The organism is Campylobacter concisus, assembly GCF_003048375.1.
Lineage (GTDB): Bacteria > Campylobacterota > Campylobacteria > Campylobacterales > Campylobacteraceae > Campylobacter_A > Campylobacter_A concisus_T.
Map to the genome: position 1 here is coordinate 1,072,364 of NZ_CP021642.1, position 15,207 is coordinate 1,087,570.

At 40.3% G+C, this 15,207-nt stretch carries 13 protein-coding genes, 2 rRNA genes and 1 pseudogene; 10 read left to right on the forward strand and 6 right to left on the reverse strand.

Translation table 11 applies throughout. The features are described 5' to 3' along the window. Positions 1-9 precede the first annotated feature (9 nt). The 10 genes from CCS77_RS05305 (at position 10) to CCS77_RS05350 (ending at position 8,688) form a co-directional block, all read left to right on the forward strand. A complete protein-coding gene (locus tag CCS77_RS05305) occupies positions 10-1,251 on the forward strand; it encodes a M16 family metallopeptidase (RefSeq protein ID WP_107916790.1) in 1,242 nt (413 codons plus the stop codon). 26 nt (positions 1,252-1,277) lie between these two features. Further along, on the forward strand, positions 1,278-2,147 hold the full coding sequence (gene dapA / locus CCS77_RS05310; protein ID WP_051267829.1) for a 4-hydroxy-tetrahydrodipicolinate synthase: 870 nt from the start codon (positions 1,278-1,280) through the stop codon (positions 2,145-2,147). Then, a complete protein-coding gene (locus CCS77_RS05315) occupies positions 2,147-2,935 on the forward strand; it encodes an enoyl-ACP reductase (protein ID WP_107916791.1) in 789 nt (262 codons plus the stop codon). Before dapA ends, CCS77_RS05315 begins: the two co-directional genes overlap by 1 nt. Continuing rightward, the gene (gene pgsA, locus CCS77_RS05320) at positions 2,913-3,512 is read left to right on the forward strand and encodes a CDP-diacylglycerol--glycerol-3-phosphate 3-phosphatidyltransferase (protein WP_236635241.1); all 600 of its coding nucleotides are present in this window, start codon (positions 2,913-2,915) and stop codon (positions 3,510-3,512) included. Before CCS77_RS05315 ends, pgsA begins: the two co-directional genes overlap by 23 nt. 2 nt (positions 3,513-3,514) lie before the next feature. Continuing rightward, positions 3,515-4,411 carry a hypothetical protein gene (locus CCS77_RS05325; RefSeq protein ID WP_107916792.1) on the forward strand — a complete coding sequence of 299 codons (897 nt, stop codon included), beginning with the start codon at positions 3,515-3,517 and terminating at the stop codon, positions 4,409-4,411. Positions 4,412-4,486: 75 nt separating this feature from the next. Further along, the gene (gene rseP / locus CCS77_RS05330; RefSeq protein WP_103615627.1) at positions 4,487-5,596 is read left to right on the forward strand and encodes an RIP metalloprotease RseP; all 1,110 of its coding nucleotides are present in this window, start codon (positions 4,487-4,489) and stop codon (positions 5,594-5,596) included. Then, positions 5,593-6,231: a YggS family pyridoxal phosphate-dependent enzyme gene (locus CCS77_RS05335; RefSeq protein WP_201741701.1), complete on the forward strand. Its 639-nt coding sequence runs from the start codon at positions 5,593-5,595 to the stop codon at positions 6,229-6,231. Before rseP ends, CCS77_RS05335 begins: the two co-directional genes overlap by 4 nt. A 110-nt stretch (positions 6,232-6,341) precedes the next feature. Then, positions 6,342-6,884 carry a tetratricopeptide repeat protein gene (locus tag CCS77_RS05340; RefSeq protein WP_103570427.1) on the forward strand — a complete coding sequence of 181 codons (543 nt, stop codon included), beginning with the start codon at positions 6,342-6,344 and terminating at the stop codon, positions 6,882-6,884. A 105-nt stretch (positions 6,885-6,989) separates the two neighbouring features. Then, positions 6,990-8,090: a Cj0814 family flagellar-dependent secreted protein gene (locus tag CCS77_RS05345; protein WP_236635243.1), complete on the forward strand. Its 1,101-nt coding sequence runs from the start codon at positions 6,990-6,992 to the stop codon at positions 8,088-8,090. After that, entirely contained in the window at positions 8,083-8,688 is a 606-nt protein-coding gene (locus CCS77_RS05350; protein WP_107916793.1) for a C39 family peptidase, read from the forward strand. Before CCS77_RS05345 ends, CCS77_RS05350 begins: the two co-directional genes overlap by 8 nt. Here the strand turns inward: CCS77_RS05350 and CCS77_RS05355 are convergent, their stop codons facing one another. The 6 genes and pseudogenes from CCS77_RS05355 to CCS77_RS05380 all read right to left on the reverse strand — a co-directional run bounded on the left by CCS77_RS05355 (position 8,689) and on the right by CCS77_RS05380 (position 15,042). Then, on the reverse strand, positions 8,689-9,480 hold the full coding sequence (locus CCS77_RS05355) for a cell surface protein (protein ID WP_107916794.1): 792 nt from the start codon (positions 9,478-9,480) through the stop codon (positions 8,689-8,691). Positions 9,481-9,491: 11 nt separating this feature from the next. Continuing rightward, positions 9,492-10,673 carry a Cj0814 family flagellar-dependent secreted protein gene (locus CCS77_RS05360; RefSeq protein WP_107916795.1) on the reverse strand — a complete coding sequence of 394 codons (1,182 nt, stop codon included), beginning with the start codon at positions 10,671-10,673 and terminating at the stop codon, positions 9,492-9,494. Positions 10,674-10,763: 90 nt separating this feature from the next. After that, a complete protein-coding gene (locus CCS77_RS10735) occupies positions 10,764-10,898 on the reverse strand; it encodes a hypothetical protein (RefSeq protein ID WP_256372116.1) in 135 nt (44 codons plus the stop codon). A 56-nt stretch (positions 10,899-10,954) separates the two neighbouring features. Further along, positions 10,955-11,101 (reverse strand): annotated as a pseudogene (locus tag CCS77_RS10855) (SU10 major capsid protein); the annotation flags it as partial. 784 nt (positions 11,102-11,885) lie between these two features. Beyond that, a 5S ribosomal RNA gene (gene rrf / locus CCS77_RS05375) occupies positions 11,886-12,004 on the reverse strand. A 133-nt stretch (positions 12,005-12,137) separates the two neighbouring features. Beyond that, a 23S ribosomal RNA gene (locus CCS77_RS05380) occupies positions 12,138-15,042 on the reverse strand. Positions 15,043-15,207: the final 165 nt, after the last annotated feature.

Sequence of the window (15,207 nt, forward strand, 5' to 3'; positions counted from 1 at the left end):
GGCAAGAGATTGATAAAATTTAATAAATTTAAACTAGACAACGAACTTGAAATTTATCACGTGCCGGTAAATCTTGGTTCAAAAGTGATAAGCGTCGATGTTTTTTACAAAGTTGGCTCTAGAAACGAAGTGATGGGCAAAAGTGGCATCGCTCACATGCTAGAGCATCTAAATTTCAAATCAACCAAAAACTTACGCGCAGGCGAGTTTGACGAGATCGTAAAAGGCTTTGGCGGCGTAAATAACGCAAGCACTGGCTTTGACTACACTCACTACTTTATAAAAGCCTCAAATGAAAATTTAGACAAAACGCTAGGCCTTTTTGCCGAGCTTATGAAAAATTTAAGCCTAAAAGATAAAGAATTTCAGCCAGAGCGCGAGGTGGTGCACGAAGAGCGCAGGTGGCGAACAGACAACAACCCTATGGGATACCTCTACTTTAGGCTCTACAACCACGCATTTATCTACCACCCGTACCACTGGACACCGATAGGCTTCATAAAAGATATCGAAAACTGGAAGATCGCTGATATAAAAGAATTTCACGCTACATATTATCAGCCAAAAAACGCCATTTTGATGATAAGCGGCGACATCGGCAAAGACGAAGCATTTAAGCTAGCTAAGAAAAACTTTAGCGGCATAAAAAACAAAAGAGCTATCCCAAAACTACACTGCAAAGAGCCTGAACAAGACGGCGCGAGAAGAGCTATCATCTACAAAGATAGCCAAACGCAAATGCTAGCTATCGCATATAAAATTCCAGACTTCAGACACGCTGATCAAGTGGGGCTAAATGCGATAAGCGAATACCTAGCCACTGGCAAAAGCTCAATTTTACAGCAGCGCCTTGTCGATGAGCTAATGCTTGTAAATCAAATTTACGCTTACAACATGAGCTGCGTTGATGAAAATTTATTTATATTTTTAGCAGTTTGCAACCCAGATGTCGAGGCTATCGCGGTTGAGACTGAAATTTTAAAGATCATAGATGATCTAAAGAGAAAGCCAATAGATAAAGAGGACGTTTTAAGAGTTAAAAATTTGATAAAAACTGATTTTATCTACTCATTTGAGAGCGCGAGCAAGGTGGCAAATTTATACGGCTCATACCTTGCTAGAGGCGATATAAAGCCACTTTACGAGCTTGAAAAAAATATAGATAAGATAGATGCCAAGCTTTTAAAAGAGATAGCAAATAGATATTTCAATGAAAAAACTAGCACGACAATAATCTTAAAAAAGGAATAGACGTGAAAAATTCGCTTCAAGGTGCGATGACAGCACTAGTTACGCCATTTAAAAACCAAAAAATAGACGAAGTCAGTTTTGAAAAACTGATAAAAAGACAGATAAAAAACGGTATAGACGTCGTTGTGCCAGTTGGAACAACTGGTGAGAGCGCAACTCTAACGCATGATGAGCATAGAATTTGCATCGAGATCGCAGTAGATGCATGTAAAGGCACAAATGTAAAGGTACTCGCTGGAGCTGGTAGCAACGCCACTCACGAGGCCATCGATATCGCTAAATTTGCCCAAGCTCACGGTGCTCACGGCATCCTATCAGTCGCTCCTTACTACAACAAACCAACGCAAGAAGGGCTTTACGAGCACTACAAGGCTATCGCAAATAGCATAGAAATTCCAGTGCTTCTTTACAACGTCCCAGGTAGAGTTGGCGTAGATATCTTGCCAGCAACCGTTTTTAGACTTTTTAAAGATTGTAAAAATATTTTTGGCATCAAAGAGGCAACAGGCAGCATCGATAGATGTGTCGATCTGCTAGCTCATGAGCCTGATTTGGTGGTCATCAGCGGCGAAGATGCGATAAACTACCCTATCCTATCATACGGTGGCAAGGGCGTCATCTCAGTCACTGCAAACCTCTTGCCAGATCAAATTTCACAGCTTACTCACCTTGCGATGAGCGAAGAGTATAAAAAAGCAAAACTGATAAATGACAACCTCTATACGATAAACAAAACGCTCTTTTGCGAAAGCAACCCGATACCGATCAAAGCGGCGATGTATCTAGCTGGACTGATCGACACTTTGGAGTACCGCTTGCCACTTTGCAAACCGAGCAAAGAAAATTTCAAAAAGATCGAAGAAGTTATTAAAAATTACGAAATAAAGGGATTTTAATGAAGGACACACTAAACGAATTTAAAGGTAAAACGCTAGTCATCAGTGGAGGCACTAGAGGCATCGGCAGAGCAATAGTCGAAGAATTTGCAAAAGCTGGCGTAAATATCGCTTTTACCTACAACTTAAACGAGGAGCTTGCCAAAGAGCAGGCAAAAGAGCTTGAGGCTACATACAAGATAAAAGCTAGAGCCTATGCGCTAAACATCCTTGAGCCAGAAACATATAAAGAGCTATTTTTAAAGATAGATGAGGACTTTGACAGGGTTGATTTTTTCATCTCAAACGCTATCATCTCAGGTCGCGCAGTGGCTGGTGGATATACTAAATTTATGAAGCTAAAACCAAGAGGCATAAACAACATCTTCACAGCAACCGTAAATGCCTTTGTCGTGGGCTCACAAGAGGCTGCAAAACGCATGGAAAAAGTGGGTGGCGGCAGTATCATTAGCCTAAGCTCAACTGGAAATTTAGTCTATATCGAAAACTACGCAGGCCACGGCACAGCAAAAGCAGCTGTTGAAGCGATGGCAAGATACGCTGCGACCGAGCTTGGCGAGAAAAACATCCGCGTCAATGTCGTAAGCGGCGGCCCTATCGAGACAGACGCGCTAAGAGCCTTTACAAACTACGAAGAGGTGCGCGATATGACGGCAAAGCTTAGCCCGCTAAACCGCATGGGACAGCCTGCTGATCTAGCTGGAGCATGTCTATTTTTATGCTCGTCTAAGGCTAGCTGGGTGACTGGACATACATTTATAATAGATGGTGGCACGACTTTTAAATGAGAGTGGAATTTCTAGGCATAAAGGCATATTTGTGAGCTTAAATTTACCAAATTCACTGGCATTTTTTAGGATATTGCTAGCTCCGCTTATGTTTTTTATGCTCGTAAATGCACCAGGAATTTTTACGCAAATTCATATAAGCTGGATAAACTACTTCGCAGCTCTCATCTTTGTGATCGCCTCAGTGACTGACTTTTTTGACGGTTACATCGCTAGATGCTGGGATCAAAAGACCAAGCTTGGTGCTATCCTTGACCCACTAGCTGATAAGATGCTAATTCTTGCTGCATTTTTAGGCCTTATGATGCTTGGCAGAGCGAGCGCTTGGGCTGTTTATCTTATCTTAGTAAGAGAGTTTTTCATAACTGGCTTTCGTGTCGTGATGGCAAGTGACGGCGTAGAGGTCGCGGCTTCGATGGCTGGCAAGGTTAAAACCGTTTCGCAGATGTTTGCGGTTGGATTTTTGCTGATGAGCTGGCCTGGTGGCGAGCTTTTGCTCTGGATAGCTGTCGCACTCACGCTTTATTCTGGATTTGAGTACATCTTTGCCTACGTAAAAGCGATGAAAAAGAGTTAAATTTGAGCTGCGACCTGCAAGAGATTATTTTAGAACGCACTGCAAATTTAGAGCCAGCACTGCAAAAACAAGCCAAAAAACTAAATCAAAAGATCATCAACACAAATTTCTATCACGATGCTAAAAATTTAGAAAAGATCGGCGGTGTGATCAGCCCCGAGCTAAATGAATTTTTACTAAGCTGCGCTTTAGAATATGACAAAACCCATGCAGATAAATTTGATACGTTTGATAACGACGTAGAGACTTTGCGTGGCATTTGGAGTGCGATGAGCTTTTCAAAAAGCCCTGACATTTTAGACTATCTAAGCACGCAGGCCACTCGCTCGATATCGCACCACTCGTTTGCCCACAGATATATCTTTGAAATTTTACGCTTGCAAGAGAAGGCCGGCCGTTCGCATCCACTACTTGCAAAGCTTTATGACTATTATGATAGTTTGCAAGCAAAGCTACCTATATATGAGCTTTTGCGCCGCATCGGCGTAACTCCTGCTGATCCTTATGATTTTGACATCTCGCTAAATGCTGTAAATTTTGGCTACTGGTTTAGCAATCAAGGCTTAAGCGATGAGGAGCTAGCCAGTAAATTTCACTTAGAAATTCGCCTTTTTGCGCCATTTGTATATGACCACACATTTGAGATGGAGCTTAGAAACGACGCTGTGCCAAGGGCTAGAATAAATTTTAACGATGATGGCATGAGCTTTTTGCAAGAGCTGCCAAAAGATATTTTGCCCTGCCCTGATATTTTAAATTTAAAGCCTTTCATTGACCAAGTAAAGTCACGTTTTGATCTGAAATTTGACCTAGATAATAAAGACAAAACTTATTTTAGTCTCAGTAAAGGGCTAAATAGAGCCAAAACACTCTCTTGGTTAAGAGAAATTTTCGCCTAAACGACAAGGCAAATTTGAGAGTAAATTTATAAATTTTGGCTAAAATCTCATCAATTTTTCAAAAAAAGGTAAGTTTTGAAAGGCATTCTCTTCACGCTGGCTCTGCTTTGCCTTGGGCTTTATGCGTATTCGTTTTATTTTTTAGTGACCGTTTTAGCCATTAGTTTTCTCATATTTTTCCACGAGCTTGGCCACTTTTTAGTAGCAAGAATGCTCGGCGTCAAAGTAAATACCTTTAGTATCGGCTTTGGCGAGAAAATTTACACCAAAAACGTTGGCGGCACCGACTACTGCCTAAGCGCGATCCCGCTTGGCGGATACGTGCAGCTAAAAGGGCAAGACGACACCGACCCAAAGGCCAAAAACTACGACGCTGACAGCTACAACGTGCTAAGTCCCATAAAACGCATTTACATCCTTTTTGCAGGGCCATTTTTTAACTTTATCCTAGCTTTTTTTATATACATTTTGCTTGGATTTATCGGTGTTGAGAGGCTTGCGCCAAGTGTCGGACACATAGCTGAAGGCTCGGCAGCTGCGAGCGCTGGCATAACAATAAACGATAAAATTTTAGCGATAAATGGCGTAAAAATAAACGAGTGGGACGAGATCAGCAAAAACGTAAAACTTGAACCTAGCTCCATTTTGATAGACCGCAACGGCTCGCAAATGACTATAAATTTAACACCAAAGATAGGCGAAACGATAAATTTATTTAATGAAAAGGTGCAGCGCCCACTGATCGGCATCCAGCCTAATGGCGAAGTGGTGAAAATTTATCACACAGGTTTAGAAAGTCTAAAATTTGCCTTTGACGAGACAGTTGAGGCTTCAAAGCTCATCTTTAAAAGCTTTGAAAAGCTAGTCGTTGGAGATGTACCACTAAAAGAGGTCGGCGGTATCGTGCAGATCGCCGATGTCACTTCAAAGGCCGCTAAGATCAGCCTTAGCGTGCTTCTAACCATCGTGGCGCTCATCTCTGTAAATTTAGGCGTGCTAAACCTCTTCCCTATCCCTGCGCTTGATGGCGGGCACATTTTATTTAACATTTATGAACTAATTTTTAGACGCGAGATAAATGAGCGAGTGCTTGTTGCGCTTACCTACTGCGGCTGGGCGCTGCTGCTTGGCATCATGGTGCTCGCGACCTTTAATGACATTATGAGATTAAGCGGAGGTTTATGATGATAGTTTTAAAAGATCTACTTGAAAAGATAGAAAATTTAAGCAAAGATGTGACGCTGATAGCCGTTAGCAAAAATGTGACATGCACTGAAGTGAGGGAGCTTTACGCACAGGGGCAGAGAAATTTTGGCGAAAACAGAGTCCAGGAGCTAGCCAAAAAAGAGCTAGAGCTGCAAGATTTCACTGACATCAAATGGCACATGATCGGCCGCTTGCAAAATAATAAAATCAATCAAATGATAAGCCTAAAACCAGTGCTTTGGCAAAGCTGTGATAGCTTCGAAAGGGCCCTAGAGGTCGATAAAAGGCTCAGCTATAAGCTAGATACTTTGCTTCAGATAAACTCGGCCGATGAAGATACAAAGCAAGGTGTCAGCGTCGCAAATGCGGCTGAAATTTATGAGCGTATCCAAAGCGAGTGCAAAAATATAAATTTAAAAGGCGTGATGAGCATCGGAGCGCATGTGGATGAGCCAAAAGAGGTGCAAAAGAGCTTTGAGCTAACATATAAAATTTACGAGAGCCTAAAGCCAAGAGGCGCAGCCATCTGCTCGATGGGCATGAGTAGTGATTACGAGCTAGCGATAAAATGTGGCTCAAATATGATCCGCCTTGGGACGATGCTATATCTATAAATTTGTCCCTCTTGGGGCAAATTTACCTTTCTACTCCTTTTTAAATTTTAATCTAAGTTATATGATTTTATAATGCAGTTAAATAAATTTTTAACGATAAAGGAGTAAATGTGTTTAAAAATTTTATTCTAACTGCTGTTGCGATCTTGTTTATCTCGGGTTGCGGTAGAGCTGAAAAGATAGCTAGGATCGAGCAAAAATGCGCAAATAATGAAGCTGTTTGGTGTTTAAAGCTTGGTAAAACATATGCCAGAAGAGACATCAACAAAGGTGTCATGTACTATCAAAAAGCTTGCGATCTAGGCGATAAAAGGGGTTGCTATAGACTTGCAGTTTTACTAAACTCAAAATCAATCAACTCAAAAAAAGACAATGAAACGATCGTAAAATCACTAACTAAATCATGCGATCTTGGCACGCCAAAAGCTTGCTTTGAGCTTGGCGAATACTATGAAGATGACCCAAAAATGCAAGGCAAAGCAAATGAGCTGTTTGCAAAATCATGCGAGCAAAGATTTGGTCTTGCTTGCTATAAGTTAGCTGACTTTTACGGCGAGAAAAACGATGCAGCCACTCAAAAAAGCTACCTAGAGCTAGCGTGCAAATACCGCTATAAAGTAGCTTGCGAAGAAGTAGGCGAAGATAAAAAATAAATAACATTTTTTGTGGGGAGGGCATATCTCCCCCGTACTCTTTTAATATCAAATTTGCTGGAACACCTTTTGCTTTAAACTATACAAAAAGCTAGGAGGCAAGCCATGAATGATATTAGCATCTTAGGCACAAATGTAAATTCATACACTAAGCAACAACACAAACAAGATAGATCTGCAAATTTTAGTGATATCTTTAACAAAAAGACTAAAGAAGAGAGTATCGAGCTAAGCCAAGAGCCTGCTAAATTTAACTATATCTCTTCTTCACAAAGTAGCCTCATCTCTTTAAATTTTAATGACCTTCAAGCTTATGGCTACACAGTAGATAAGGCTGGCTTTATGGGAGCTGATTTTAACAAAGCTGCAGGTTTGCCGCAAGACTTTAAAATCCATAAAAGCACGCTTGATGAACTTAATAGATTTGCCGAGCGCAACCATGTGCTAAACCGCATCAAGAGTAAGGACGAGCAGATAAAGATCTTTGACAACATTGATATGGCTGACACCATAAAGCACTACTACAGACTATTTGACCAAATGACCTCTGCTTTAGGCGATGATAAAAAGAGCTACACCCTTGCAGATATAGGCAAACTACCAAAAGGCTACAGCACAAAAGGTACTCACTATGATGCCAAAGGACACCTGCTAAAAGATATATCAAGCTCTACTATCTCAAACATCTACTCTAGCAGCGATGAGCTAAATAGCGCTAAGTCTCTTAGCAAAGAGCTATCAAGTGCAGGCGTTAGGCTCATAGTAAAAGAGGTTGATTTTACCATGAGCGAAGCAAGTGATGAGTTTAGCTTTAACCCTGATATGTCGGTATATCAAGCAGATGAAGGTTACAGTAAAGAGGCTCTTTTTATGGGATTTTTACGTAGTTCTAGACCACTACCAAGTGATAGTGCAAAGACTAAGCTAAGTAGTGCTGCCTTAAATGATATCTCAAGCACTGGAGAGCATAAAGAGTACTTTGTGGATTTTGAAAAAGTGGGTAAGGATAACGAGAGCATAAAAGCGCTCATAAAAGAAAGACTTAAAGAGCTAACGCTTTTAATGTATGCAAGATCAAAGAACACTAGTGCAGAAAGTGTCACCTCAAACGAATATGAGAAATTTAAGCCAACTAGCGAGGATATAAATTCTCTAGCAAATTCTTGGAGTGAGAAGTTAGATAGGTTGTCTAAAACATATGTATAAAATTTTAGCAAAAATTCTAAAACTACTTTTTTGCGCAGCAGTGGCATCTTTGCCACTTTATGCTGGGTTTGCTGTTAGATCATACGAGGAGCTAAGAAATCAAGATGTAATTAGGCAAAACTATGAAGAGTCTTGTGGTGCAGCATCATTAGCAACACTTATTAATACGCTTGATTTTAAAATTCTAACAGAAAAAGACGTGCTAGAGCAGATGAATAAAGGCGACAAAAAACTAAATACCGATATGGTGAGTTTTTTGCAGTTAAAGCAAGCTGCTGCTAAGCTATCCTATGACTCTGAGGGTTATCAGCTTGATCGTGCTACTTTTGAAAAGATAAACTTGCCAGTCCTGGTAAAGATAGAGGATGATCCTCGTTTTCCTCATTTTGTGGTTGTGATAAATCATCAAGGAGATTTTATAACTATCCTTGATCCAAGCTACGGCAAATATATAAGCTCAAAGGATCAGTTTTATAATATATGGGATAAACATAAGCAAGGAGGCTATGTCCTAATCCTTGGTCCAAAGAACGATATACATAGAGAATATAAGCTCGACTTGCCTATAGACAATAAAGCACTATTTGATAAACTCTAGTCAAGCCATCTTATTTAAAATTTGCTTCTTATCCATCTTTTGCATAAGCTCTAAGACGTCTATACCTCTTTTTTCTTTGAAATTTAAAAGCTCTCTTGCATAGAGAAATTTTTGATCCTTGTTTATATCATAAGTCTCATACTTCTTTTTAACCTGCATAGGTTTAAATTTCTTCTCAGCCTGCTCTTTAGCAAAATTTGCATTGTATTCTTGTTCTTCTTTGATTATTTGCTTTCTTTGCTCTTCGACATCTTTTGTTGCTTTCTCTCTTGCTTTGGCAAATAAAGTCTTAAATTCATCTATGCTTAGGTCGGTTCTATCTAAAAGACTAAGCGACTCCTTGTTTTCATTTGGATAAAGAGAAGACATACTATCCATAAAAGCTCTTAGGTCAGCCTCCTCTTCTTTTGTGCCAAGACCTATTAGTTTGCCCATCATGGTTGGCTTGCCATCAACAGAGTTTTCCTTTAATATATCATAATACATTATAAGGACTTGATCTTTTGCTTCTTCTAAAGTTTTTGGCTGTTTCATCGACATGGCGTTGCGATCTTGTTCGGTATTGTAACGCTTAGAAAGCATATTATCTATTTTGCTTATCGTTTTTGCAACCCAATTATCTTCATTTTCGTCTATGTCAATAATCTCTTTTATGCTCTTTCCAACTGGACTATACCATAAAGCTTCTATTTTGGCCTTTTCATCATCTTTGGTATCTTTAGGGATATTTTCTTTTTGGATAGTGGTTTCTTGTATCGGTTTGTTATTAACTCCGTTTATGCTAGTTATCATTTTAACTCCCCTTACGCCTTTATATCAACATCTCTTTTTATGCCAAACATATCTACTAGATATTTTCCAGCTGGGTTTTCATTTAGCTCTTTTACTAAATTTAAAGGTGGCATGCTAAATTTCAAAAAGCTATCCATAAAGTCTTTGCTCTTCTTACCATCTTTATCTATCTCACCAAAAAGAAGCTTTAGCATTTTTAGATTATGCTCCATCATCTTTTTAAATGAGAGCTCGTCTTCTTCATATCCCCTACGCCTATCTTCAGGAGTGCTGACAAAGCCACTTTGTAAGTCGATATAGACAAAGTCTCTTTTAGACCTGATGTAGTCTTGCATATATTTAGGCATGCCAGCTATATCGTTATCAGTAGCATTTATAAAGCCAGGTCCAAATTTCATCTCGCCCATAAGTTCAAACAACTCAAAAGCCCTATTAAATTCTTTACTATCTATGCTCTTATCATAGCCTTCTCTTTTGCCTTGTGCTGTTGTCTCGCCCTCTCTTACATCAAGGTTGTTGTTTATAACGGCTGCTATAAGTCCGCCTTTAGTTATTGAGCCGTCTTTATTAGTGTATTTCTCTCCATGCGGATCCATAAATATACCAATGACCGTGTTTTCTTTGCCGCCATTGTTGTTATTAAAGATATCAGTTGTTGGTTTTAATGGCTGTCTGCCGTCTCCTCCTTTAAAGCTTGGGTTGAAAAAAAGCGTGCTTATCATCTGCTTATTTGACTCTTTGCCGTTAAAATCAGCCGCAGCCGAGCCAAATTCATGAATGGAGTTATGAATTTTTGTTACTTGCATGCTTTGGCGGTTATACTCAAAGCCTTGTGGGAAATTTCTTATCTCATCTAAGCTAAAGCTATCTTTTGAGTTTAGTGTGTCTTCGCCAACTACTTGGGAGAGAATTTTATAGGCATTATTTACGGTTTTTAGTATGTCGATGCTATCAAAAGTCCTTTGCATATAGTCAGACTGCGTCTCTATCCTTACTAACGACTCCAGCGTGCTTGAGTGAATTTTATAATCGCTTGGTATGCCAGCTTGCTTATTAAACTCATCTGTAAAGTAGCCATCCTTATCTACCTTGTAGCCTAAAACCTCTGAGTTTGTTTGTTTAGTGGCAACTTTGGTTGATACCTTTATGTTCTGCTCTAAATTTAATGGGTAGCTACCAAGTGTGTTTATCATCTAATATCCTTTTAGCTTCACACCAAAGATATCGTCTTTTTTGTGAAAAGATTTATTTTACAAAGGTTTTTAGTCTGCATAAATTTACTCCTAAACTCTCGCATCTACCTTTTTATAAAGCCTATCTTTGCTAGATAGTTCTTTAAATTTTAGGTCGTTTTCAAGGTAAGTGATGTTGTAAATTTCTTTAGTGCTGATGCTTTTGCCGTTTTCAAGTCCGATCAAGAATTTACTTGTAAATTTATCAGAGAGGTTTTTAACTAGCTTTGCTCCAAGCTCATTTAGCTGTTTTGCATACTTCTTGAAACACTAACGTTTGAAGTGAAAATTTGCACTGCGTTTGAAGTCTTTTGCACGCTTGATTTGATCTGATCATCAAAGTCAGAAATTTCTAGCTGTGCGTTTTTCTTTGGGGCAGCTAAGCTGTCAGTTAGCCAAGAGTCTTTATACCTTTAACACTTGAAGTGCCAATTAGTTTAAGTATAGGCGTCTCGTCAGCACCTATTAAGATTATGTTTTCATAGACTGAGGGCTTTAAGCCTTCACGTTTTGTAGCTGGGCTTGAAACCTAGTTGTAGTTATTGCCATTTCTTTGCTCATTTTATGCAATTTAATGGCAATTTATCATTAACGGCTGTGCCAAATCTACCCAATTTTGGCAAAAAAGAATAAATTTTGTTTAATTATAAAAAAGAGAGTAAGCCCTAAAAATATGGCTTTTAATTATTATCTGAGTTTTTAGTAGATATATAGCTAGTTTTTACACCTTGACTAATTTTATTTTTAGTTAGCCTATTAACTGCTTTAGCTTTTACTCCGTCGCTTATGTCTTTGTTTAATAAGACTTTCTTAACTAAGCCTACCTTGTCGATACTTGTATCTATTTACATCAAGTAGCTTAAGTTTTGGGTTCTAAAACTTCATAGGCTCTTTTAAGTTTCTATCAGAATAAAAGAATAAAAAAATACAAAATCTTTTCTTTAAAAATTGCAATGGTTTACAAACTAAAAACTTTATTTTAAAGCGATTAATCCATTATCACATTCATTTGATCTAAACGAAAGTAGCTCAAATTTTACAACTCTATAAAATATAAATTTAAAAAGATAATCAATCTAATAATATAAAATAAATATAAGAATCTTATCATATATAAAAAATAACAATAAAAACAAGATTAATAACATAAGAATTAAAGCAGACTAACAACAAAGCCCGCAACGACCTACTTTTCCAACATCCCAGTAAGGGAGAGTATCATCAGCCAGGACGAGCTTAGCTTCTTGGTTCGAGATGGAGCAAGGCGTTTCCTCGTCTGTATAGTCACGGGCAGTGTTAAATAAAAGATATAATAGCTAAATCTCTTATTTAACACTACTAGATAAAGTTAAAAGTCATAAACAAAGTTTTGTAAAAACATATCTTATTAAGTTTTTATCCTTAACAAGGAAGTGATGCTTATTAAAAGATAAGCAGACGAGCTATTAGTACTGGTCAGCTAAAGGACTTTCATCCATTACACACCCAGCCTATCAAACACATAGTCTATATGAGCTCTTAAAAGAAGATTCATCTTGGAGTTGGCTTCCTGCTTAGATGCTTTCAGCAGTTATCACATCCCAACATAGCTACCGAGCGGTGCCCTTGGCAGGACAACTCGTACACCAGTGGTTGGTTCGACCCGGTCCTCTCGTACTAGGGTCAACTCTCCTCAATCTTCTTGCGCCCACGGCAGATAGGGACCGAACTGTCTCACGACGTTCTGAACCCAGCTCGCGTACCGCTTTAAATGGCGAACAGCCATACCCTTGGGACCTGCTCCAGCCCCAGGATGCGATGAGCCGACATCGAGGTGCCAAACCTCCCCGTCGATGTGAGCTCTTGGGGGAGATCAGCCTGTTATCCCCGGGGTACCTTTTATCCTTTGAGCGATGGCCCTTCCACACAGAACCACCGGATCACTAAGACCGACTTTCGTCTCTGCTTGACGTGTATGTCTCGCAGTTAAGCTGGCTTATGCCTTTATACTCTACGAACGATTTCCAACCGTTCTGAGCCAACCTTTGTAAGCCTCCGTTACATTTTGGGAGGCGACCGCCCCAGTCAAACTACCCACCAGACATTGTCCTACTTGAGGATAACTCAAGCTAGTTAGCTATCAGAATAAAAAAGAGCGGTATCTCAACAATGGCTCACCATAAACTGGCGTCTATGGATCAAAGCCTCCCGCCTATCCTGCACATTTTTATCCCAATAGCAGTGTCAAGCTGTAGTAAAGGTCCACGGGGTCTTTCCGTCTTGCCGCGGGTAGGAGGAATTTTCACCTCCACTACAATTTCACTGGATCCCTCTTCGAGACAGCTCCCATCTCGTTACGCCATTCATGCAGGTCGATATTTAATCGACAAGGAATTTCGCTACCTTAGGACCGTTATAGTTACGGCCGCCGTTTACTCGGGCTTCGATCAAACGCTTCGCAGAGCTAACGTCATCAATTAACCTTCGAGCACCGGGCAGGCGTCACACCCTATACATCCTCTTACGAGTTAGCAGAGTGCTGTGTTTTTGGTAAACAGTCGGGAGGGACTCTTTGTTGTAACCTTCAATGCTTACGGAGTAAATCCTTCACAAAGTTAGGCACACCTTATACCGAAGATACGGTGCTATTTTGCAGAGTTCCTTGAAGAGAGTTCTTCCACGCGCCTTAGAATACTCATCCCACCCACCTGTGTCGGTTTACGGTACGGGCAACTATAACTAAACTTAGAAACTTTTCTTGGCTCGACAGTATCAAGGATTTACGATTCATTCCGAAAAACTTCACGTACCTGTAAGGCCTCGGCTTAAAGGAGTTCGGATTTACCTGAACTCCAACCTGCACCTTTCGACCAGCACTACCATCCGCTGGCTCCTCTAACTCTAAGCGTCCTTCCATCGCACATTATAGTTGGCATTGGAATATTAACCAATTTTCCATCGCATACCCCTTTCGGACTTTGCTTAGGACCCGGCTAACCCTACGATGACGAGCATCGCGTAGGAAACCTTGGGTTTACGGCGTTGGGGATTCTCACCCCAATTATCGCTACTCATGCCTGCATGCTCACTTGTATTCGCTCCAGCACTCCTTACCGGTATACCTTCAACGCAAATACAACGCTCTCCTACCACTTAGTAAAACTAAGTCTAAAGCTTCGGTACTCATTTTAGCCCCGTTATATTTTCCGCGCAGAATCACTAGACCAGTGAGCTATTACGCTTTCTTTAAAGGATGGCTGCTTCTAAGCCAACCTCCTGGTTGTTTAAGTAACTCCACATCGTTTTCCACTTAAATGAGATTTAGGGACCTTAGCTGTTAGTCTGGGTTGTTCCCCTCTCGACGACGGATTTTATCACTCGCCGCCTGACTGCCATGATTACACACTAGGTATTCGGAGTTTGATAGGGTTTGGTACATTGGTGTATGCCCTAGCCCATTCAGTGCTCTACCCCCTAGTGTTACTACATGACGCTATACCTAAATATATTTCGGAGAGAACCAGCTATCACGATGTTTGATTGGCCTTTCACCCCTATCCACAAGTCATCCCATAGCTTTTCAACGCTAGCGGGTTCGGTCCTCCACCGGCTCTTACACCGGTTTCAACCTGCTCATGGATAGATCACATCGTTTCGGGTCTGCAACGTCTGACTAAACGCCCTATTAAGACTCGCTTTCGCTACGGCTCCGGGTTTCCTTAACCTCGCCAGACATCACAACTCGCAGGCTCATTATGCAAAAGGCAGTCCATCACCCTGATAAATCATAGGGCTCTGAATGATTGTAAGCAAATGGTTTCAGGTTCTATTTCACTCTGATCACCTCAGTTCTTTTCACCTTTCCCTCACGGTACTTGTGCACTATCGGTCTAGTAGTAGTATTTAGGGTTGGATAGTGGTCTACCCAGCTTCAGACAGAATATCACGTGTTCCGCCCTACTCAGGATACTGCTAAGTAAAACAAAGCTTTCATATACGGGGGTATCACCCTCTGTGCCTAACCTTTCCAGGTTGTTCTATTAGCTAAGTTTAGTCTATATTGCAGTCCTACAACCCCACTAGTAAACTAGTGGTTTGCCCTCTTACGCGTTCGCTCGCCGCTACTAGCGTAATCTCTTTTGATTTCTTTTCCTGAGGGTACTAAGATGTTTCAATTCCCCTCGTTCGCTCCGTTATACGGTAACTAATATCTCTATTAGTTGGGTTGCCCCATTCAGAAATTCCCGGATCAAAGCCCCTTGACGGCTCCCCGAGACTTATCGCAGCCTGGCACGTCTTTCATCGCCTCTACTAGCCAAGGCATCCACCACTTGCTCTTTGTAGCTTACCTTTTCTATATTAGATTATTCTAATTCGCATCACTTCCTTGTTAAAGATAACTTTAGTTACTACATTTAAATTCTAACTCTCAAGACGGAAAGCATTGACTACTATTTAGATAAGTTTTAAATCCTAAATAGATTGTGATGTCAAACTTTTGCATTAAATGCAAAGA